Origin of the sequence: Hymenobacter cyanobacteriorum, from assembly GCF_022631375.1 — a bacterium.
GTDB classification, from domain to species: domain Bacteria; phylum Bacteroidota; class Bacteroidia; order Cytophagales; family Hymenobacteraceae; genus Hymenobacter; species Hymenobacter cyanobacteriorum.
Genome location: NZ_JALBGC010000001.1, coordinates 901,554 through 922,774, shown reverse-complemented (window position 1 = coordinate 922,774; position 21,221 = coordinate 901,554). Strand labels below are relative to the sequence as shown.

Genomic DNA, 21,221 nt, shown 5'->3' with positions numbered 1-21,221 from the left:
CAATACAAAATTACGGCCGGGGGCAGGGCGGCTAGGTTTTTGGGCTGGTAAGGCCAAAATTTTGCACGTATCAGCGCGAGTACGGAGCTGTCGTCCTGAGCGCAGCGAAGGACCTTGTCACACTTGAACAAGCTGTTCTAATGTGACAAGGTCCTTCGCTGCGCTCAGGACGACAAGAGTTTACTGGTAGTACTCGCGGGCGGCGTCCCAGTGCGGGGCGTCGGGCAGGGGGGCCGTGAAAGTCAGGGCTTCTTTCGTGACGGGATGCTGCAGTTCCAACTGGCGGGCGTGCAGGGCAATGCTCACGTCGGGCAGCGGGGCAATGAAGCCGTATTTCACGTCGCCGATGATGGGCGTACCGAGGCCAGTGGCCAACTGGGTCCGAATCTGGTGCGGGCGGCCCGTGACGGGGTTCACCTGCAGCAGGTAGCGGTTGCCGGCCATGCCGAGCAGCTCGTATTTCAGCTCGGAGCGCAGGCCCTGGCTGTGCTTCTCGGGGTAGGCTTTGGTGACGTTGCGGATGGTGTCCTTTACCAGCCAGTGCACCAAGGTGCCGCCTTCGGGCACGGGCGGCCGGCCGGTGAGGGCCCAGTAGGTTTTGTGAATCTTGTCGTCCCGAAACATCTCGTTCAGCCGGCTCAACGCCTTGCTGGTTTTAGCCAGGATGACGATGCCCGACACCGGCCGGTCGATGCGGTGGCACACGCCCACGAAGGCTTCGCCGGGCTTCTTGTACTTGAAGCGCAGGTACTCGGCGGCTTTTTTGGAGAGGGGCTCGTCGCCGGTGGCGTCGCCCTGCACCAGAATGCCGGCGGGCTTGTTGATGACGAGAAGATGGTTGTCTTCGAACAGAATTTCTCTGCCTTCGGACCAGAGGTTGGGACGATTCACGCGGCGGAAACGGGCGGAAATGGGTTACTCGCAGGAGCGGGCCGGGACCCCTCGGGGGCACTACCGCACGTCGTCAGACCACACTCACCGGGCGCTCCGCTCTTGCTGATTATGCGGCGAAGATACGAAGCTGGGCGGGAGTGCGGCGGGGGAGGGCATCGGTCATCCTGAACGTAGTGAAGGACCTTATCACGACTGAACAAGCCGCTCAAGCGTGATAAGGTCCTTCACTACGTTCAGGATGACAGACGGAAATCTAGTAGCCTTCCTCCTTGCTCGGGAATTCGCGGCTTTTCACGTCGGCCACGTAGTGCTGCACGGCTTCGGTCATCACGTCGTGCAGTTCGGCGTAGCGGCGCAGGAAGCGCGGCTTGAATTCTTTCGTGATGCCCAGCAAATCGTGGACCACGAGCACCTGGCCGTCCACATCCGGGCCGGCCCCGATGCCGATAACGGGGATGGTGAGCTCTTCAGCAACTTGCTTGGCCAGCGAGGCGGGAATTTTTTCGAGCACTAGGCCGAAGCAGCCGATTTCCTGGAGCAGGCGGGCGTCTTCGAGCAGTTTCTGGGCTTCGGCTTCTTCTTTGGCGCGCACGCTGTAGGTGCCGAATTTGTAGATGGACTGCGGCGTGAGGCCCAGGTGGCCCATAACCGGGATGCCGGCCGTGAGAATGCGCGTGATGCTGTCCTTAATCTCGGCTCCGCCCTCTACTTTGATGCCGTGGGCGCCGCTTTCCTTCATGATGCGGATGGCCGAGCGCAGGGCCTCGCTGCTGTTGCCCTGGTAGGAGCCAAACGGCAAGTCGACCACTACGAAAGCGCGCTTCACGGCGCGCACCACGCTCTGGGCGTGGTATATCATCTGGTCGAGGGTGATGGGCAGGGTGGTTTCGTGGCCGGCCATGACGTTGGAGGCCGAGTCGCCGACGAGGAGCACGTCGACGCCCGCGCCGTCGAGAATCTGGGCCATCGAGTAGTCGTAGGCCGTGAGCATGGAGATTTTTTCCCCCCGCTCCTTCATGGCGAGCATCTGGTGGGTGGTGACGAGTTTGATTTCCTTGTGCTGGGACATGGGGAATGGGTGCGCGGGGCGAGATGACGAGGTAAGGTGCCGTTTGGCGGGGCAAAGCTGGCAACAATTTCGTTACCCGGCGCGGCGCGGACAGCAAAAAGCCCCTGGCCGAAGCACAGGGGCTGAATTGACCCGGTGAAGCTCAGGCGGGGAAGCCGGCGGCGGAGGGTTCCGCCGGAGCCGCTGGCGGGGCGGCAGGCACGGGGGCACTGTCGGTGGCAGGCTCATCGGGCTGCGTTTCGCCGGGTAGAACGGGTTCGACCAAGAGCTTGGTGAAAAACGCGGCCCGGCTTACCGGCGGAGCCGCGAGCAGCAGGTGCAGGTCAGCGGAATTCATAGCGGATATATGGTTATATAAAAACCAAATAAACTACTATGAATTGCGAGGATTCGCTGATTTGTCCGGAAGGGACTGTTTGCCCTGCCAACGGGACGAAATACCCGGCCGATGATGAGGCAGCAACAATCAGCAGAGGGCCTGCTACTGATATTGCGCGTAGCGGTTACGGTTCAGCTTCAGGTCCTGCAGGAGGCTGCTCTTAGCCGCGATGGTGAAGCTGTAGCCTTTCGAAATGCCGAATGGAATCCAGGTGCCGTTAATCTGCCAGCAGTGCAGGTCGCGGAAGAACGTGACGTTGGGGTAGGTAATGGTCTGGTGCGTGATGTCGTAGCCCAGGTTGTAGCTCAGGCGCAGGTTAGGCGTCAGTTTCACCGAGCCCGTGACGCCCACCGTGTTCAGGGCCAGAATGGGCGGGCGCTGGTTGGCCGAAGTCAGCGGCACCGTGTTGGTGGTGTAGCCCGCCGCATAGGTCAGGTTCAACTCCCACGGAATCTCAAAATCGACGTAGTCGGCGTAGAAGTTAGGCGGGCCCACGGTACCCAGGGTGGGGTCGTTGCTGGGGGCCACGGCCCGGCGCACCACGCTCTTTTTGGTGCCGGTGGAAGGGTTGAAAGCGTAGGTGGCCCCGAGCGTGGCCGACGAGAGGCGCAGCAACTTACGGTTGTCGGCCTGAAACAGGTAGCGGTCAATTTCCACGCCCTGGCTGTTGCGCTGGTAGGGCGAGAAGCTGGCCCCACTGTTCAGGTTCAGCTTTTTGGCAATCTGGGTACGAAACTGCACGTTCAGGTTCGAGAGCTTGCGCTCGGTAGCCGCAAAATTGTAGCCCATGTTGAGGTCGAGGCCGTCAATCAGGCTCACTTTGCGGAAGGGGTTGGTGCCGGTGGTGTCCTTGTCGTCGCGCACCTTCAGTTCCACGTTGTTTTGCAGACTAAAGGAAATTTGCTGCTGGCGGGCCCCGCCGGGCACACCGTAAAGAAAACCTTCGTAGCTATTGAGGTAGCCGCCAAGCACCGCATTGGTGAGGTATTGCTGGTTGGTGCCGGTTACGTTCTGGAAAACATCGCTGCCCCGCTGGTACACGGGCGATGTTTGCGGGTAGTAGCTGCCGGCCGTGTAAGCATCGGGCGAGAAGCTATAGTTGGCGCTGGGCGTCATTTTGTGGCGCAGCGCCTGGATTTTGCGGGTGCCGCGCCGCACCCACGTGCCGTAGATGGTGGTGTTGAGGCTGGCCCCCAGCGAGTAGGCCCCAACCCGGTTGAAGCCCCGGATGGTGTCGATACGCACCGCTTGGGCCACAGGCACGTAAGTATATTTCAGGCGCTGGCCGTACCATACTTCGCCGTAGCTTACCGAAGGATTCAGCTTGAAGTGCGGCCCCAGCGAGTAAGAACCTACCCCGATGCCGAACTGGTGCTGGATGCCGTTGCGCCCGTTGCTGAGCAAACGCCCCAGGTTGTTGAAGTTGAAGGGAATGCGCGTAAGCTCGGCCCCGCCGCCCAGCAGCGGAAAACCATTGCCAAGTGCGCGCGGCTGCACCTGGTTGCTGAACTGGTTGCTGGCCGTGAGGTTGTAGCTGATGGTGAACTGCTCGTAGAACATGGCCCCAAGCTTGCCGCCCGCCCCGGGCTTGATGCCCAACCACTGATACGGGTACTGCCGGGCCACGCCGAGGCTCACGTCGGGCAGTGTGAAGGTCATGCTGCCGTCTTCGCCCTGCGCCTGGCTCAGCTTGATGTCGAAGTTGATGGGCAGGTAGCGCAACTGCTTGGCGTAGCTGATGTTGGAGCTGTATTGCGAAGTGAGTACGCGGCGCGCATCGATGCTGTTGGTGCGGTTGAAGCCGCTGGTGCCCGCCTGCACACTGGCCGAAAAGCGCCCGCCGCCGGGCTTGGGCACGGGCGAGTGGCTCCAGGTAATCCAGAACGAGTTGCTGGCCGGCGGCTGAATGTAGGTCTGGCCGACGTTGGCGGTGCCATCGCCCGGGACTACAATGGGGTTGGTGGGCCGGTTCGAAAAACGCAGGTTGAAATTGCCGTTGTAGGTGTACCGTTTCAGGTAAGAAATGTCGGCCGTCGCACCCCAGCCGCCGAATTTCTGGTTGTTGCCGGCGTAAACGTCGCCCGTCAGGCGCACGCCGATGTAGTCGTTGGGCGCAAAGTAGTAGCCACCGTTGGTGAGGTAGTAGCCGCGGTCGGAGGCCTGCCCGAAGGTGGGAATGAGCACACCTGAACCCCGGCTCTTATTCGGCATCGGGAAAAAGCCGAACAGGAAGCCCAGCGGCGTGGGCACGTCGCCAATCACGAGGTTGAACGGCCCGGTCACCACCTTCTCGCCCGGAATCACCTTCATCTTCTTGGCCTGAATGTAGAAGTGCGGATGCTCCAGGTTGCAGGTCGTGTAGCGGCCGTTCAGGCCGTTGATGTCGCCATCGGGCAGGCGCTTGATGGTGGCCGCGCTCACGAAACCCTCGCCCTGCGTGGTCACAGCATCCGTCACGCGGGCTTTTTTGCTCTTGAAATTATAGGCAATGTTGCTGGCCGTGTACAGGCCCGCGCCATCCTTCAGCACGGGCCGGTCCATCAGCCGGTTTTTCACCGAGTCCATCCGGCCCTCGGCTTCCATGGTGTTCGTGCCGTAATTCACCGTGATGAGGGCGGCCTTGAGGTCGGTGTCGCCGTAGTTCACGTTGGCCTTGCTGTAGAGGCGGGCCACTTTCTTGGTCACATCAAACTGTATCGAGTCCTTGGCGGTGTACTTGATGGTAGTGGACACCGGCCCTTTGGGCCGGGCCGCCACCTGCAGTGAGTCGGCGCGGCGGGTGGTGTCACTCACCAAAGTGGCCGTGCCGCCGCCGGGCAGCGGGCGGGCCAGCGTATCGGGCACAGGCTGGTGCGAGGCTCCGGGCACGCGCGACTGGCCGGTGTTGCGCACGCCGGGCGGCGGCGGCCCCACAGGGTCGCGTGGGTCGACGGAGATGTTGCGCACCGGCGGAGTGGGGGCGCTGCCGGCGCGTTGGCCGGGCTTGGCGCGGGGGGTGGGCCGTTTGGGGGCCACGGTTACGGTATCCCGGTCGGGCAGCGCGGGCTGGGCCAGAATGGCTTTCACGCGGGCCTTGCGGGCCTGCACTTTAGCCTTGTGTTTCGATTTTGGCGCGGGCGTGGTTTGCCCGAGGGCCGGACCGGCCAGCGGCAGCAACAAGCCCATAAGCAGCAGCAACGGCAGCAAGCGGCTGGCCCGCAGCCCGGTTTGGCCGTGGTGGAAGCGCCGCAATCCGGCATCGGCAGAGAGACTAAACCAGAAGGGCAAAGTATAGCAGCAGTTAAATTCGTTACTTTTGGGGCTTGTACAAAGGTAGCAGGTCGCTACCGCCCCTTCAACGAACACCGTGCGGATTATTGTCATCTGGGCCAGTGCGGCCCTGCTGCTGCTGGGCGCTGGCACCGGCGAGTGGAAAGCCGAAGCCCAGACTACCCCCGATTCGAGCCGCGCCGCCGCGCCGGCCGACTCGGTCCGCGCCCCCGCCGACCTGCCCAACGCGCCCTACCGCTACCGCTTGCGCACCGTAGTGCTCGATGCCGGCCACGGCGGCAAAGACCGCGGCTGCGCCGGGGCCAGCGCCCGCGAAGCCGACGTAGCCCTGAGCCTCATTCTGGCCCTGGGCAAGCAGATTGAGCAGAATATGCCGGATGTGAAGGTGATTTACACCCGCAAAACCAATGTCTTCATCGAACTCGACGAGCGCGCCGCCATTGCCAACCGCAACCACGCCGACCTGTTCATCTCCATTCATTGCAACGCCGGCCCCAGCCAGAGCCACGGCACCGAGGTCTGGACCATGGGCCTGCACAAAACCGACGCCAACCTGGGCGTGGCCCAGCGCGAAAACTCGGTTATTCTGCAGGAAAAAGACTACAAAGCCCGCTACGACGGTTTCGACCCCCGCTCGCCGCAGTCGCACATTCTGTTCTCGCTGTTTCAGTCGGCCTACATCACCAACAGCCTGCGCTTTGCCCAGCGCGTCGATAGGCAACTGCGCACCACCGTCAGCCGGCCCAGCCGGGGCGTGAAGCAGGCCGGTTTTCTGGTGCTTTGGAAGTCGACCATGCCCTCGGTGCTCATCGAGTCGGGCTTCCTCACCAACCCCACCGAGGAGCGCTACCTCAACGATAAAGCCAATCAATCGTATATGGCCGCGGGCATCTACCGGGCGTTCCGCGAATACAAGCGCGAGCTTGAAGGCGGGTAACTTCCTGGCCGTTGCCAGGTTTCAGCGGTTGCTATTCGGGTGCTTCAGGGTTGAGGCACTATAATATCCGCCAGTCGCGTTTGCCCCTAACCGTTCCTATCCAACAATCCTTACTCGTGTCTAAAGAAATAAAAGTGGCGCTTCTCGCCATCGTCGCCATCGCCGCGCTCGTCATCGGCTACAATTTTCTGCGCGGCAGCAATATTCTTTCCTCCAACCAAACGTACTACGCCGTCTATCCTAAGGTCGACGCGCTGAACGCCGGCGCGCAGGTGCTGCTGAACGGCTACAAAGTGGGGCAGGTCAAAAGCCTCGAATTGCAGCCCGACAAGGGTAATTCGGTGCGCGTGGCCATTGAACTGGACAAAGGCATTGTGGTGGGCGACTCCACCACGGCCAGCCTGGGCGGCTCGCTGCTGGGTTCGAAAGCCATTACCCTCACGCTGGGCAAAAACTCGAAAACCTACACCGGCGGCGAGGAAATCCGCACCGTGACGCCGTCCAGCATCGCCGATGCCTTCCAGGCCAAGGCCCTGCCCGTGCTCGATACCGTGGGGGCCACGCTGGCCCACATCAACGGCTTCCTGAACAAGGATGCCCAGACCAATATTCAGGGCACGCTGCTGGGGGCCCGGGCCAGCGCCGAGGCGCTGAATCGCCTCATTCTCGCCAACCAGGCTAATATCAATACCATCACCCGCAACTTCGCCCAAATGAGCGCTGCGCTCAACAAAACCACCACGAAGCTGGATAAAATCGCGGTGAATTTCTCGCAGCTGTCTGACTCGCTGAAAACCGCGCCCGTGGGCCCGGCCCTGCGCCGCCTGAACTCAACGCTGGCCGATGCCCAAACCACTGTGAAAAGCCTGAACACGGCCCTCAACGACCAGTCGGGCTCGATGGGCAAGCTGCTGCACGACTCGACCCTGTACCGCAACCTGACGGCCACCACGGCTGCTTCCAACGACTTGTTTGTTGACTTGAAGGCCAACCCCGGCCGCTACATTCACTTCTCGGTGTTCGGCGGCGGCAAGGATAAGAGCAAGGTGGAAACCACGAAGAAGCCGGACGGTACGACGACGACCGAGGTGAAAAAAGTGGAGGCTGCGCCGACGATGAAGTAAAAAAGAACGTCATGCTGAGCTTGCCGAAGCATCTCTACCGCACAACGTAATCAGTTACTTACTGCGGTAGAGATGCTTCGGCAAGCTCAGCATGACGTTCCGGTGTTTACCGCTCAACGGGCTACCGCGCCGTACCTTTGAAATCCGCCTCCGGGCGGATTTTTTTGTGCCCATCTCCCCAAAATCCCACCCCGCTTTCCTTATGAACGTCGAGTTCAACCGCAACGAAGACCAACTCAAGCAGCTCAGCTTCAACCTTACCCAAAAGCTCCAGAAGGTAGCCCTCGGCGGCGGTCCGAAGCGCATTGAAGCCCACAAAGCCAAGGGCAAGCTCACCGCTCGTGAGCGCATTGAATTCCTGCTCGATAAGGGCGCGGCGCAGGTGGAAATCGGCGCTTTTGCCGGCGAGGGCATGTACAAGGAAGAAGGCGGCTGCCCCGGCGGCGGCGTGGTTGTTGTTATCGGCTACGTAGCCGGGCGGCAGTGCGTGGTGGTGGCCAACGACGCGACCGTAAAGGCCGGCGCCTGGTTCCCCATCACCGCCAAAAAGAACCTGCGGGCCCAGGAAATCAGCATCGAAAACAAACTGCCGATTATTTACCTCGTCGATTCGGCGGGCGTGTACCTGCCCATGCAGGACGAGATTTTCCCCGATAAGGAGCATTTCGGCCGCATTTTCCGCAACAATGCGGTGATGAGCAGCATGGGCATCGTGCAGATTTCGGCCATTATGGGGCCCTGCGTGGCCGGTGGCGCGTATCTGCCCATTATGAGCGACGAGGCCATGATTGTGAACGGCACGGGCTCGGTGTTCCTGGCCGGCTCCTACCTGGTAAAGTCGGCCATCGGCGAAACCATCGACAACGAGGCGCTGGGCGGTGCGAGCATGCACTCCGAAATCTCGGGCGTGACGGACTACAAGTTCGATACCGACGAGGAATGCCTCACGCACATTCGTAACATCTTCGACAAGATGGGCGGGCAGGCCACGGCCGGTTTCAGCCGTGCCACCCCGGCCAAGCCGAAGCTGGACGAGCAGGAACTGTACGGCGTGCTGCCCTCGGACCGCGTGAAGCCCTACGACATGATGGAAGTCATCAACCGCCTGGTCGATAACTCGGAGTTTGAGCCCTATAAGGACCTGTACGGCCAGACGCTCATCTGCGGGCTGGCGCGCATCGATGGCTGGGCCGTGGGCATCGTGGCCAACCAGCGCAAGATTGTGAAGAGCAAGAAAACCGGCATGCAGATGGGCGGCGTCATCTACTCCGACTCGGCCGACAAGGCGGCTCGCTTCATCATGAACTGCAACCAGAAGCGCATTCCGCTGGTGTTTCTGCACGACGTATCGGGCTTCATGGTAGGCAGCCAGAGCGAGCAGGGCGGCATCATTAAGGACGGCGCGAAGATGGTGAATGCCATGAGCAACTCGGTGGTGCCCAAGTTCACGGTCATCGTGGGCAACAGCTACGGCGCCGGCAACTACGCCATGTGCGGCAAGGCCTACGACCCGCGCCTCATCGTGGCCTGGCCCACCGCCCAGCTGGCCGTGATGAGCGGCGCAGCGGCCGCCAACACCCTGTTGCAAATCCAGGTGGCCTCCCTAAAAGCCAAAGGAGAAGTCATCACCCCCGAAGCCGAAAAGGAGCTACTCGACCGCATCAAGGCCCGCTACGAGGAGCAACTCTCGCCCTACTACGCGGCGGCCCGCCTCTGGGTCGATGCCGTGATTGACCCGTTGGAAACCCGCAAGGTGCTGTCGGAAGGCATCGCGGCGGCCAACCACGCGCCCATTGAGAAGGCGTATAACGTGGGGGTTATTCAGGTGTGAGGTGATAGAAACCGTCCATTCTAGACCTCAACGCATAAAGAGTATTCGGAATGAAAATACTGTGCCTCGCTATTGGATTCGGCTACGTATTCTATATGTGCAATGGCTTTTTAACATCAACGCCACGGAAAAAACCATACAATGCGTTGTTCGACACGAAAGTGTATTTAGCGCATTTGAGTCTGGCGATTGTGTTGGCAGTCTTTGGATTTTGGTATTTCCGAAATGCTGGTTTCCAAACAGCTTCATTCTTTGTGCCAACGATATTTCTAACTGGCTTTTTTATGGCCGACACCTTGGTAAAGTTGATAGCTGGCCGACATCTGATTATTGCTGACCGTTGGGATAAAAAACCGCCTAGCTATAAGTGGTATATCGATGGATTGATGAGCATTCTGCTAATCATCGGTTCCTTGTGCTCACCATTTATATTGGAACAATACTTCCAGTACAGGTTTTAGAGGGTTATTCTTTGTTATATAACCTATGAAAGCCCTTTGCCTCCTGGCCGGCTGTAACGGCGCGAGTAAAACTACCGCCGCCTTCACCCGGCTGCCCGACTTGCTGGTGCGCCGCGAATCATAGCTTTTACCAGCTCACTCCCAGAAACAACAACGCCCCGACCATACCGGCCGGGGCGTTGTGTTTCTGAGCGACGCGGGAGCGACTACTTGTCGGCTTTCACCTTCACTTTGTCGCCGTCCTTGGTTTTGGCTTTCATCTTCTTCACGTCGGTGGTATTGGTCATGTCGCGCATGCCGCCGCCACCGCCGCGCTCCATGCGCTCGGCCTGCATGGCGGTGTATTTGGTGTATTGGTCGGGCGTGAGGACGGCCTTGAACTGGGCGTCGTACTTGGCGCGGTTGGCCTGCATTTGCTCGCGCATCTGGCTGCGGTCGCTGCCGTCGCGAGCCTGGCCGCGCATGGCCTGCATTTCCTGGGTGCGGGCCAGCAGAATGGCCTGCACTTTGGTGGTTTGGTCGGCCGTCAGGCCCAGCTCGGTGCTGAGGCGGTCGGCCTGGCGCTTGGCCATCTCATCGGGCGAGCCCTGCATGCGACCGTAGCCGCGGCCTTGCATGCCGCCGGCGTTGGCCTCGGGCGTGGTGGTTTGGGCGGCGGCAGTGCCCACGGTGAGGGCGCAAACGGCCAGCAGGGGAAACAGAAACTTTTTCATGGGAAAACGAAAGCGGAATGAGTGAGAAAAAACGGGGAAGGCAGTGGCCGGTTACGCCCCGTTCAGGTTCGACTGAACGAGGCGCTTCGGGATTAATACGGGATGGAATTAGCGGCGGCCGTCGTTGCGGTGGGCGGCTTCCCAGCGGGCACGTTCCTGGGGCGTCACGCGGTGGTTGCGGTCGTAGCCGTAGTTCTGGTTTTGGGCCAGCTGGCGCTGCTCGGCTTCGTAGCGGGCGCGCTCCTGGGCGGTTACGCGGTGGTTCTGCTCGTAGCCGTAGTTCTGGCTGCGGTCGAAGGGCGTGTTGTCGTGGCGGTCGTTGTCGCGGTGGGCGGCTTCCCAGCGGGCGCGTTCCTGGGGCGTCACGCGGTGGTTGCGGTCGTAGCCGTAGTTGAAGTCTTTGCTGTTGCGGTCGTCGCGGCCGTCGTGGTCACGGTCCTGGCGGCGGTCGTCGCGGTCGTGGTTGTCGTAGGGAGCAGCGGCCGGAGCGGCGGCAACCGAAGGAGCGGCGGCGAACAGGGTAACAGCGGCGAAGATGGAAAGCAGGGCAGTTTTCATGATTTTGAGGATGATGAAGGCGAGAAAAATGGGAGTGAATTGGGCGTTGGGCTCGGATGCTGCAGGCAGCGGGCTCCGGTTTGGGAATCGACTTTTCCTGCCAGGGTAATTGCAAACCGCCGGCCACAACCGGCCCCAAAAACAAAAGGTGGACGGACGGGTCGGAAATCCCGACCAATCCGTCCACTTCGCGGACTTACTCCCTGTATTCAGCGGGTAGGGGCGGGGCTTGCCCCCGCCCGTCGTCCGCACCGTTGCAACGGCTCTGTGCAACAACGGGCGGGGGCAAGCCCCGCCCCTACATCGTTTAGCCTTAATCGGCCAGCCCCAGCGCGCGCGTCAACCGATTCTTCGGTACGCTGAAATCGATGGTTTGCGGGCCTTTTTTGCTCCGCTCGCGCCGGCGTTCCAGCAGCGTCTGCACCTTGTCCTGGCCCTCGGTGCGCGATACCAGCACGCCCACCACGTCGGCCAGCAGCGACACGGCCCGCGGCACCGGCACGCTCACCTGCTGCTCGTTGGCAGCCGGTGGTGGGGGGGCGGCGGCGGGCGGAGCCGTCTGGCCCAGGCTGGCCGACACTTTCAGTAGCGTGGCCGCCAGCAAAACAGGGAGCTTTTTCCTCGACATAACCAACGGTAGATACTGCAAAGATGCCGCAGAATCTGCCGCGGTTGCCCGGCTACCCCAGTTTTTCCTTGAACAAGCGCAAGGTGCGCTCCCAGGCCAGCTTGGCAGCCTCGGCGTTGTAGCGCGCTGGCGAAGTGTCGTTGTTGAAAGCGTGGTTTACGCCCTCGTACACGTACAGCTCGTATTTGGTGCCGGCCGCCTTCAGGGCCGCTTCGTAGCCCGGAATACCGGCGTTGATGCGCTGGTCGAGGCCGCCGTAGTGCAGCATCACGGCCGCTTTGATGTTGGGCACGTCCTCAGCCTTGGGCTGCTGGCCGTAGTAGGCCACGGCGGCGTCCAGCTTGGGGTCGTGCACGGCCAGCTGGTTCACCAGTCCGCCGCCCCAGCAGAAGCCCACCGCGCCGGTGCGGCCGTTGCAGTCGGGCCGGGCGCGCAGGTATTCCAGCGCTTTCAGGTAGTTGTTCAGGTTTTTCACCGGGTCGAGCTGGCCGATGAGTTCGCGGCCCTTGTCCTCGTCGGCCGGCGTGCCGCCCACTACCGACAGCGCATCCACGCCCAGCGCCAGGTAGCCGGCCAGCGCCACCCGCCGCGTCACGTCCTTGATGTGCGGTGTCAGCCCCCGGTTTTCGTGGATGACGACTACCGCGCCGCGCTTCTGGCGGCCCTTGAGGTGCACCAGGTAGCCGCGCACCGGTGCGCCGTCGCCAATCCAGCTCACTTCCTCGGCCTGCAGGTCGTCGGCCTCGGGCGTAATGGTGGCGGCCGCCGCGTAGCCCGGCTCCAGTACCGACAAGGCCGTGAGGGCCAGCGCCGTGCCGCCCGCCAGCTTTATCAGTCGGTCCATGAACTCCTTGCGGGTGAGCGGGGAATGGGTGTACTCGTCGAAGAGGTTGATAATGCGCTGGTCCATAATCGTGGCTGTTATATGGTGAGAACGTTAAACTTCTTCGCGGTTCACGGTATCAGGGCTGAACGCGGGCACGCAAATCGACCAGTATTCGCACTCCTCCTCAAACGGGTTGGAATAGCGCACGCGCGCGCCGCCTTTAATGAGCAGGGCCTGGCCGGCCTGCAGTTCCACCACGTCGCCGTCAATTTCGAAGCGCTTGCGGCCGCGCACCACAATCGTAATTTCATCGAACGAAGGCGTTTGGTGCGGCTCGCTCCAGTGCGGCGGGGCTACCATATGAGCCAGGCTGTAGGCGCTGGTACCGGTGCTGGCCCCGCCCACGTGCTCTTCAATGAGCTTGCCATCGGTGGTGGGCACTACAAAAGGAGCGGGGTTGAGAACGTAGCGTTTTTCAGACATGGGGGTTGGGGAGGATAGTTAAAAATGAGTGAAACCATCATGCAGCGCGCAGCGCAGCACAACGGGCCTGTCCGTGACGTGCCTCCACTCCAAAGAGGTAACTTCTAAGGCTTCAGCTTCTCCAGTAACTCGAAAAGCCGCGAATTGTGTTTCCAGACGAAGAAATACGGGGTCTGCACCGCGCCAAAACGCACGCGGATACGCTCCACGCCCGGCAGCATACTGCCTTCAAAATCGAAGCAATCGAGCCCCAGTACCTCACTGGCGTAGCGAATGCACTCCCAGGCCAGCAGCACGCCCGCGCCGCTGGCGCGCAGGGCCGGGTCGTCGCCGGCCAGCAGGAAGTAGGCTGTCGTCGCATCCCAAATCAGGTAAGCCACGGAATGCACCCGGTTCTGCGCATCCACGGCGAAAAACAGCTGCCGGTTGCCCGCCGTAGCCAGCGCCGCATCGAGCCGCCGAAGCTGCGCCAGCGAATACGGCGGCGCCAGCTGCTGGCGCTGGAAGCTTAGCATATTGACGCGGTAGAATTCCGCCAGCGGCAGGTCGTGCACCACGCGCACCTGCGGCCGCGCCAGCCGGATATCGCGCCGGATACCCGTGCCCAGGCCTGCCTCTACCCGTGCCAATTTGCGCAGCTGGTGCAGGCGGTAGGTATAAAAAGTAGTCTGGCGGAACTGCTGCCAGTAAAACGGCAGCCAGTTAGTAACAGTCGGGTAGAAATTCTGCTTGAAGGCGGCCAAATCCGGCAGTTGGGCAATCAGCGCCTGCATCAGCTCATGCTCCTTCGGCAGCCGGCCCCGAAACTCCGGCAGCAGATACGGCCCCAGCCACTTCACAAAAGGCGGCATGGTGGCGTACTGGAACAGGCTTTTCTGCTTGTAGAAATAAGGCAACGCTGCCACCACGCGGCCTTTTTCCTCGGCCAGCACCACGTCCCAGGTCCCGCCTTCGGCGCAGGCATCCAGGTACCACGGCTGGGCAAACACCGGCACATCGGGTGCAGTGCGGCAGAAGTCGCGGTAGCGGGTTTTGGCGGGCATCAAGAATAGCAATTACTTGGCCGGGGCGGCCGGACAGGGCCCGGGCGTGGTGCGGCGTACGCCTGCGTTGACCGCCGCGCAAGGGTTGGAGTAGGTTTTGCCATCGCAGCCGCACACGGGGTTATACTCCATCGTGCAGATACCTTGCGGATTGATTTTACTGGGGTCGATGCAGTCATCGGCAACCGTGGGACCGGCCGCGCGCTGGCAGCCGGCCAGCAGCAATACGGTTGCGCTTAGTTTCCAAAAGCTCTTCATAAGGCAAGGGTAGGGGAGAGGGGCGAATCTACGCCGGCTATCCCAATTTCAGGCTTGCAACACATACCGGACCAACGCCGACGAAAATTTACAAGTAAGCTCAACCCCGGGCGGCTCCATTCGTATAGCCTGCCAGAACAAGCGCCGTCGCCAAACAAAACCACTGGTTTTTAATTGGCCGCCGCTTCCTCCACTGCCCATACCCAAACACTTTCACCCTTCATTACCCTACACCATGTCGTACCACGAAGAAGACAACAACGCCGGTAAAATCCTTTTAGCTGCTCTCGCCGGTGCCGGCGCTGGCATTATTGCCGGCATGCTGCTGGCTCCCGATAAAGGTTCGGCCACCCGCGAAAACTGGAAAGGCGTTGCTTCCAAATACAGCGGCCAGCTCGGTGAGCAAGCCTCGAAGCTGGGCACCGACCTCGAAGCTAAATTCAAAGAATACGCCGGCAAGCTCGAAGACCTCGGCGTAACCCTGCCCGGCAGCAGCCTGAAAATGAAAGGCAACTGGGACGACATCAAAGGCAAGCTGAAGCAGCAATACGCTCAGCTGACCGACGAGGACCTGACCTACGCCGAAGGCAAAGGCGACGAGCTGGTTGGCAAGCTGCAGGACAAGCTCGGCAAAGGCAAAGCCGAAATCACCAAAATGCTGAACGACATGTAAGTCGGCCTATCGCGCCGCATGTCTCCGAGCCCCGCACCGTCAGGTGCGGGGCTTTTTGCTGCCCCAACAAACCGATATGTTTTCCCGTTATCCAATTATCGCAGCATCTCTATTTCCCTGCGAAACCCTCTTATGAAAGACGACAAAGGCAAAGTCATTTTCTCGCTTATCGCCGGGGCTACCGCTGGCATTGTGGCCGGCCTGCTGCTGGCCCCCGAAACCGGCGACGATACCCGTTCCAACTTGCGCAAGTCGGCCTCCAAATGGGCCGGCGACCTCAGCAAGCTGGCCAAAGACACGCTGGCCAAAGTGCAGGGCCAGGAGCCCGGCCACACCAACCCCGATGCGGCCGTGAGCGAGGACAAGCAGGCCGCCGACCGCCTTCTACAAGGCTTGGGTACCGGCACCCCCTCCACCGCCCACACTCACAATGCCGATAACCCCGACTACGACGGCTTCGGCGATGATACCCGCCACCAGCCCAACCTGTAGCCCTTGCCAATCGGCCCGAATTTTACACCGCCCGGTGTAACCCTGGGTCAAACGATTGCGTAAAAGCCCTTGTAATCGCCTTGAAAGAAGGCCGTACTTACTACCCGCAACCTTGCCAGTCGGCTCATTCAAAGGAAAATGGCAGTGCCATTCAAGCTTGAATAAACCAGGACCAGCGAAGATTGCAGATATTAACTAACGGTTTGAAGGGTAAGGAGATTACAAAAGAAAAGCCCCGTACGACTATCGTACGGGGCTTTTCGACTTTTAAGCCAGTGGCCTACTTTTCCTCCTGCTTCTCTTTCTGCACGTTTTCCGGCTTCATCTGCGGGAAAAACAACACGTCCTGAATGGAGTGCGAATTGGTCATAATCATGCTCAGGCGGTCGATGCCGATGCCCAGGCCGGCCGTGGGCGGCATGCCGTATTCCAGCGCGCGCAGGAAGTCTTCGTCGAGCACCATGGCCTCGGTGTCGCCGCGCTTGCCCAGCTCCAGCTGGTCTTCGAAGCGCTGGCGCTGGTCGATGGGGTCGTTGAGCTCGGAGAAGGCGTTGCAGATTTCCTTGCCGTTGCAGATGGCCTCGAACCGCTCCACCATGCCGGGGCGGTCGCGGTGCTTCTTGGCCAGCGGCGACATCTCCACCGGGTAATCGGTGATGAACGTGGGCTGGATGAGCTTGGGCTCGACGTGCTCGCCGAAAATCTCGTCGATGATTTTGGCCTTGCCCATGCTGGGGTCGAGGTGAACGTTCAGCTTGCCGGCGGTTTCGCGCAGCCCGGCTTCGTCCATCTCGCCAATGGCCACGCCGGTGTACTTCTCAATGGCCTCGAACATGGTGTAGCGCTGCCAGGGCCGCTGGAAGTTGATGACGTTCGCGCCCACCTGCACTTCGGTTTTGCCGTGCAGAGCCATGGCCACGCGCTCCACCATTTCCTCCACCAGGTCCATCATCCAGGCGTAGTCCTTGTAGGCTACATAGAGTTCCATTTGAGTGAACTCCGGGTTGTGGAAGCGCGACATGCCTTCGTTGCGGAAGTCCTTGCTGAACTCATACACGCCATCGAAGCCACCTACAATTAGGCGCTTCAGGTACAGTTCGTTGGCAATGCGCAGGTACAGCGTCATGTCCAGCGTGTTGTGGTGCGTGGTGAAGGGCCGCGCCGCCGCGCCGCCGTACAGCGGCTGCAGAATCGGGGTTTCCACCTCCAGGTAGCCCTTGTCGTTCAGGAAATTACGCATCGACTGCACCAGCTGCGTGCGCTTGATGAAGGTGTCGCGCACGCTGGGGTTTACCACTAGGTCCACGTAGCGCTGGCGGTAGCGCTGTTCGGGGTCGGTGAAGGCATCGTAAGTCGTTACTTCGCCCGTGGTTTCGTCCTTGTGGGTTTTCACCACGGGCAGCGGGCGTAGCGACTTTGAGAGCAGCTTCAGCTCCGTCACGTGCACCGACGTTTCGCCCACCTGCGTTTTAAATACGTGGCCTTTCACGCCGATGAAGTCGCCCAAATCGAGCAGCTTCTTGAACACCACATTGTACAGCGTCTTGTCCTCGCCGGGGCAGATTTCGTCGCGGTTGATGTAGAGCTGAATGCGGCCCGACGTGTCCATCAGTTCGGCGAACGAGGCCTTGCCCATCACGCGCGACGACATCAGCCGGCCCGCCAGCGTCACTTCCTGGAAGTTGTTGAGCTCGGGGTGGTAGTTGTCGTGAATCTCCTTGGCGTAGAACGTCACGTCGAACAACTCCGACGGGTATGCTTCAATGCCCAGCTTTTCCAGTTCCTCGAGTTTCTGGCGGCGTAGTTGTTCCTGTTCGCTTAAGTGTTGCATGGTTGTCTGAACCACGGATTTAGCGGATTCCTCGGCTGGCCCGAATTGCGGGGACGATTCATCACAGTACCTGTAAAGCAGGCTCCGGCCGTGGCACCGGTATAGAATGAACCGCAAAAGTACGGCACGAAAAAGCCGCTCCGAAACTGAAGCGGCTTTCCAATTCGAAAATCCGATAAATCCCTCAAGCCACTTAAGCAGCCAAACGATACTGCGGCGCCTCGGCGTTGATGGCCGGAGCCGACGGCGGGGTAGGGGCCAGAACCGGCTCGACGCGGGTACGCAACCGCTCCTGCACAAAGCCCGCCTGCAAGTGGGCGGGCAACTCAGCTACCAACTGGCGGTAGCGCTCCAGCCCGAGGGCCTTGGCCACGTAGGTTTCGTGCACGCCGTTGAGGTAGCTCACGATGTTCAGCAACGAGGCATGAAACAGGCGGAAATCGATGTCGGCCTCCACGTAGCGCTCAATCTCGCGGCTGGTCTGCGAAATGCGCAGGCGGCCCAGCAGGTCGAAGATGGTAGTGTAGCCCAAACGCCAGGTAATCTGCTGCCAGTGCGCAGCCGTCCACTTATCCAATGGTCGGCCCGTTTTCTGGCTGCGAATGGCCGTGTTCGGGTTAGCCTGCACCTGGGCACGGGTCCACTGCGCCTTCATTTTGCGCGTGGTGCGTAGGAACTGGCCTACCTGGGCCTGCGCGTCAATTTCCTTGCTGGCAATGTGCAGCCCGGCCTTGTAGCCCGCCAGCGGCAAGCGGTGAATGCTAAAATCGCCGTAAGCCCCAGCCGCGTAAAACGACACCGGCCGTGGGTAGGCATTCTTCACCACCAGCCGCCCCACTTCCCGGCGAATCAACTGGCCGTTGTTCGACCGTACCCCAGTCGTGTACAGAAATGCCTGCAAGCCCGACCAGATGGCATGGTACGCCTGCGGGAAAGTCCAGTGCAGCGCGTTGCGCAGAAAGTTGTCGTCGCCCAGCTCAGCCGTGGCACGCAGCGCATACTCGGTACTCCAGCTAATATGCAGCAGCTTGGTCAATGCTGTCACATCAGCTTCACCCAATTCTGCCGAGTAGCTGCGGAAAAACGGCAGATTCTGCAAGCCGCCCAGCGCATCGTCATTCTCTTGGATGTGGTAGTTAATGGCAAAGAAGTAGTTGAGGAAAACCTGCGCCGGAATCGATTTGCGCCAGGTTTCGTCAGCCAGCTTCTGGTTGGGCTCCTCGATGGTAGCAGCTACCGACGGATGGAGCGGGATGATGCGGGTTTCCTCTTGAGTCGTCATGCTAAACAAACAGCTTAAGCTGCGTTTTTAGTTGCATGATTACTAATTTTTTTGACAAATATTACTAATAAAATAAGTATTGATTATCAGTCGATTAAAAGTATAATTGTCGATTTAGTTTAACCCTACTTGTATCGTCGATTTGCTAATGCAATTGACGTTGGCAAAAGAATGAAAAAAGCTCCCGCCTTAATCAAGACGGGAGCTTTTTTTAGTTAACCTGGAAATCCGGGAGCAATACTGCAACCGCTGATACGGCCCTTATTTCAACTCGTCCTGAATCACGGCCACAGCTTCGCCGATGGTAATATCCTTCTTTAGGCCGCGCGTGAAGCGAGCGGCGCGGTTCACCTTCACTGTGTCGCCGTTCACGGCGCGCACATCGGCGGCCAGCGGCGAGAACGCCAGGTCAGTAGCCGTTTTCTGCGCGGCCTCGTAACGGTCCGAAATGGCTTTGGCTTGTTGCTGTTCGGCACGGTAGGCACTCAGCTTCAGCGAAACTACCGTTTCGTCCTTGCGCTTGCGCATGCTCTTCACCATTTCATCCATCACCTTGAAGCTGGGGTTGGTGGCAATGCGCCCCTTGCTGTTAGCGCGCAGCTTATCGAGCGCCGGAGGCGAGTCCCACGTACGGTAGCGGGCCGGCTGAATCTCGTCCCATTTCAACGGGTAGTCCGATTCTTTCTCACCCTCATCAAGATAAGAATACAGGTCAGGCACCACAATATCCGAAACCACGCCCTTGAATTGGGTCGAGCCGCCATTTACGCGGTAAAATTTCTGAGTCGTCAGTTTCAGCGAGCCAATGGGCTTCACGCTGTTCAGTTCCGAAGGCAACGCCTCATCGAGGTCGAAGATGCGCTGCACCGTGCCTTTGCCATAAGTGCTGGTCGAGCCCATAATCACGCCGCGGTGATAATCCTGAATAGCAGCTGCCAGAATCTCCGACGCCGAGGCACTGTACTTATTCACCAATATCACCAGCGGGCCGCTGTACTGCACGCGGGGGTCGTTGTCGGTCAGTACCTGGGTGTGGCCCTGGCCGTCGCGGGTTTGCACGATGGGGCCACTGTTTACAAACAGGCCGGCCATCGACACGGCATCGCCCAGCGAGCCGCCCCCGTTGAAGCGCAGGTCCATCACCACCCCTTTTACACCCTCCGCATTCAGCTTCGCGAGCTCCTTGCGCACGTCATCGGCCGAATTGCGACCGCCGTTGTCGCTGAAGTCCGCATAAAAGCCGGGCAGGCGCAGGTAGCCAATCTTTTGGCCGTGGTCTGTAATAACCGACGACTGGGCATATTTCTCATCAATTTCGACCACGTCGCGGATGATGGCTATAATCTTGGTGCTGCCATCGGGCTTCTTCACCGTCAAGCGCACTTCCGAACCCTTTTTGCCCTTAATCAGCGGTATTGCTTTAATGGTGTGCCATCCCTCAACGCTCACCGGCTCGGCCGCACCTTGGGCTACCCGCAGAATCGCATCACCCTTCTTCAGCTCTCCCTGCCGCGCCGAAGCCGAGCCCGGTATAATCTCCTCGATGTAAATAAGGCCATCCTTTTCTTTCAGGGTAGCCCCAATGCCTTCGAAACGGCCCGTCATTTCGTAATCAAAATCTTCTTTGGCCTTGGGCGCAAAATATTCGGTGTGCGGGTCGTAGGTATTGGCAATGGTATTAGCGTAAGTTGCCAGTCGCTCGTTCACATCCACGTCATTCATTTCGGCAAACTGGTCGTCGTAGTACTTCAGCACGCGTTTGCGGGCTTCGGCTTCCATCTCGGCCGGGGTGCGCACGGGCTCGGCCGCCGTAGGAGCTGCCGAGTTGGCTGCCGCGGGCGCCGCCGTGGCGCCGCTGGGCTTGGATACTTTGGCTTTCTCCTGGGCTTCCATCATTTCCGAAACCCGGCTCAGCGTTTCGTACTTCAGCAGCTTGCGCCACAACTCGCGCTGAGCGGCCTTATCAGCCGGAAAAGGCGCTTTCTCGAAATCAGTTTGGAAAGACTCATCTACCGTGAAATCAAACGGCTTGGCCAGGATTTCCCGGTACAGGCCCTGCATTTCTTTCGTGCGGTCGGCCATCAGCTTGGTGCTAAGGTCCAGAAATTCATGCGTGCCGTTCTTCACCTCGTCGTCAATCTGCGTCTGGTAGCGGCGCAACTGTTCCACGTCGGTTGCCAGCAAAAACTGCTTGCGGTAATCGAGGTGCTTCAGGTAGAGGTCAAAAACCCGTTTCGAGAAGTTGTCATCAACTCGCTCGGGCTGGTAATGGGCCGCCGAGAGCCCCTGGAGCATCGTGCCAATCAGCACCTGGTCCTTAGTAGGTGCCGCCGAATCGGCCCGGTGGAGCAGGCGGTACGAGGCCAGAACAAACACGGCTGCCACCAAAAAGGCATACAGCCCGACCTTCAAGCGGGGAGAAGACATCAGCAAAAAGAAAAAAGCAGGATGAAAATCAAATATACGAAG

The 21,221-nt window shown here is 60.0% G+C and carries 20 protein-coding genes; 6 read left to right on the top strand and 14 right to left on the bottom strand.

Annotated elements, in window-relative coordinates:
* Positions 1–180: 180 nt before the first annotated feature.
* The 4 genes from MON38_RS03910 to MON38_RS03895 form a co-directional block, all read right to left on the bottom strand.
* Positions 181–891 (bottom strand): RluA family pseudouridine synthase, encoded by a 711-nt coding sequence (locus MON38_RS03910; protein WP_241934820.1) that lies wholly within the window; start codon positions 889–891, stop codon positions 181–183.
* A gap of 256 nt (positions 892–1,147) precedes the next feature.
* Positions 1,148–1,963 (bottom strand): 3-methyl-2-oxobutanoate hydroxymethyltransferase, encoded by an 816-nt coding sequence (gene panB, locus MON38_RS03905; protein WP_241934819.1) that lies wholly within the window; start codon positions 1,961–1,963, stop codon positions 1,148–1,150.
* 142 nt (positions 1,964–2,105) lie between these two features.
* Positions 2,106–2,300: a hypothetical protein gene (locus tag MON38_RS03900; protein ID WP_241934818.1), complete on the bottom strand. Its 195-nt coding sequence runs from the start codon at positions 2,298–2,300 to the stop codon at positions 2,106–2,108.
* 144 nt (positions 2,301–2,444) lie between these two features.
* Positions 2,445–5,609: a putative LPS assembly protein LptD gene (locus tag MON38_RS03895; protein WP_241934817.1), complete on the bottom strand. Its 3,165-nt coding sequence runs from the start codon at positions 5,607–5,609 to the stop codon at positions 2,445–2,447.
* Between the two features lie 220 nt (positions 5,610–5,829).
* Here MON38_RS03895 and MON38_RS03890 point away from each other — a divergent pair, with 220 nt between their 5' ends.
* From MON38_RS03890 to MON38_RS03875, 4 genes are all read left to right on the top strand, one after another.
* Positions 5,830–6,549 carry an N-acetylmuramoyl-L-alanine amidase family protein gene (locus tag MON38_RS03890; RefSeq protein ID WP_422388671.1) on the top strand — a complete coding sequence of 240 codons (720 nt, stop codon included), beginning with the start codon at positions 5,830–5,832 and terminating at the stop codon, positions 6,547–6,549.
* Between the two features lie 116 nt (positions 6,550–6,665).
* On the top strand, positions 6,666–7,673 hold the full coding sequence (locus tag MON38_RS03885; protein ID WP_241934815.1) for an MlaD family protein: 1,008 nt from the start codon (positions 6,666–6,668) through the stop codon (positions 7,671–7,673).
* A 202-nt stretch (positions 7,674–7,875) separates the two neighbouring features.
* Entirely contained in the window at positions 7,876–9,504 is a 1,629-nt protein-coding gene (locus MON38_RS03880; protein ID WP_241934814.1) for an acyl-CoA carboxylase subunit beta, read from the top strand.
* Positions 9,505–9,554: 50 nt separating this feature from the next.
* Positions 9,555–9,965 carry a hypothetical protein gene (locus MON38_RS03875; RefSeq protein WP_241934813.1) on the top strand — a complete coding sequence of 137 codons (411 nt, stop codon included), beginning with the start codon at positions 9,555–9,557 and terminating at the stop codon, positions 9,963–9,965.
* Positions 9,966–10,171: 206 nt separating this feature from the next.
* On the opposite strand, the gene MON38_RS03870 is transcribed toward MON38_RS03875, so the two are convergent.
* The 7 genes from MON38_RS03870 to MON38_RS03840 all read right to left on the bottom strand — a co-directional run bounded on the left by MON38_RS03870 (position 10,172) and on the right by MON38_RS03840 (position 14,474).
* On the bottom strand, positions 10,172–10,678 hold the full coding sequence (locus MON38_RS03870; protein WP_241934812.1) for a DUF4890 domain-containing protein: 507 nt from the start codon (positions 10,676–10,678) through the stop codon (positions 10,172–10,174).
* A 108-nt stretch (positions 10,679–10,786) separates the two neighbouring features.
* On the bottom strand, positions 10,787–11,236 hold the full coding sequence (locus MON38_RS03865) for a hypothetical protein (RefSeq protein WP_241934811.1): 450 nt from the start codon (positions 11,234–11,236) through the stop codon (positions 10,787–10,789).
* Between the two features lie 313 nt (positions 11,237–11,549).
* Positions 11,550–11,864 carry a hypothetical protein gene (locus tag MON38_RS03860; RefSeq protein WP_241934810.1) on the bottom strand — a complete coding sequence of 105 codons (315 nt, stop codon included), beginning with the start codon at positions 11,862–11,864 and terminating at the stop codon, positions 11,550–11,552.
* A 52-nt stretch (positions 11,865–11,916) separates the two neighbouring features.
* Positions 11,917–12,774 (bottom strand): dienelactone hydrolase family protein, encoded by an 858-nt coding sequence (locus tag MON38_RS03855; protein WP_241934809.1) that lies wholly within the window; start codon positions 12,772–12,774, stop codon positions 11,917–11,919.
* Between the two features lie 27 nt (positions 12,775–12,801).
* Positions 12,802–13,173 (bottom strand): cupin domain-containing protein, encoded by a 372-nt coding sequence (locus MON38_RS03850; protein ID WP_241934808.1) that lies wholly within the window; start codon positions 13,171–13,173, stop codon positions 12,802–12,804.
* A gap of 104 nt (positions 13,174–13,277) precedes the next feature.
* Positions 13,278–14,216, bottom strand: a complete 939-nt coding sequence (locus MON38_RS03845) for a GNAT family N-acetyltransferase (protein WP_241934807.1) — start codon at positions 14,214–14,216, stop codon at positions 13,278–13,280.
* Between the two features lie 12 nt (positions 14,217–14,228).
* Complete coding sequence (locus MON38_RS03840) at positions 14,229–14,474, bottom strand: Kazal-type serine protease inhibitor domain-containing protein (protein WP_241934806.1); 246 nt, start codon at positions 14,472–14,474, stop codon at positions 14,229–14,231.
* A gap of 235 nt (positions 14,475–14,709) precedes the next feature.
* Between MON38_RS03840 and MON38_RS22820 the strand changes: the two genes are divergently transcribed.
* The gene (locus tag MON38_RS22820) at positions 14,710–15,147 is read left to right on the top strand and encodes a CsbD family protein (RefSeq protein ID WP_338423747.1); all 438 of its coding nucleotides are present in this window, start codon (positions 14,710–14,712) and stop codon (positions 15,145–15,147) included.
* Between the two features lie 132 nt (positions 15,148–15,279).
* Positions 15,280–15,639 (top strand): YtxH domain-containing protein, encoded by a 360-nt coding sequence (locus MON38_RS03830; RefSeq protein WP_241934805.1) that lies wholly within the window; start codon positions 15,280–15,282, stop codon positions 15,637–15,639.
* Between the two features lie 280 nt (positions 15,640–15,919).
* Here the strand turns inward: MON38_RS03830 and lysS are convergent, their stop codons facing one another.
* The 3 genes from lysS to MON38_RS03815 form a co-directional block, all read right to left on the bottom strand.
* The gene (gene lysS / locus MON38_RS03825; RefSeq protein ID WP_241934804.1) at positions 15,920–17,470 is read right to left on the bottom strand and encodes a lysine--tRNA ligase; all 1,551 of its coding nucleotides are present in this window, start codon (positions 17,468–17,470) and stop codon (positions 15,920–15,922) included.
* A 193-nt stretch (positions 17,471–17,663) separates the two neighbouring features.
* The gene (locus tag MON38_RS03820) at positions 17,664–18,752 is read right to left on the bottom strand and encodes a hypothetical protein (RefSeq protein WP_241934803.1); all 1,089 of its coding nucleotides are present in this window, start codon (positions 18,750–18,752) and stop codon (positions 17,664–17,666) included.
* Positions 18,753–19,013: 261 nt separating this feature from the next.
* Positions 19,014–21,179: a carboxy terminal-processing peptidase gene (locus MON38_RS03815; RefSeq protein ID WP_241934802.1), complete on the bottom strand. Its 2,166-nt coding sequence runs from the start codon at positions 21,177–21,179 to the stop codon at positions 19,014–19,016.
* Positions 21,180–21,221: the final 42 nt, after the last annotated feature.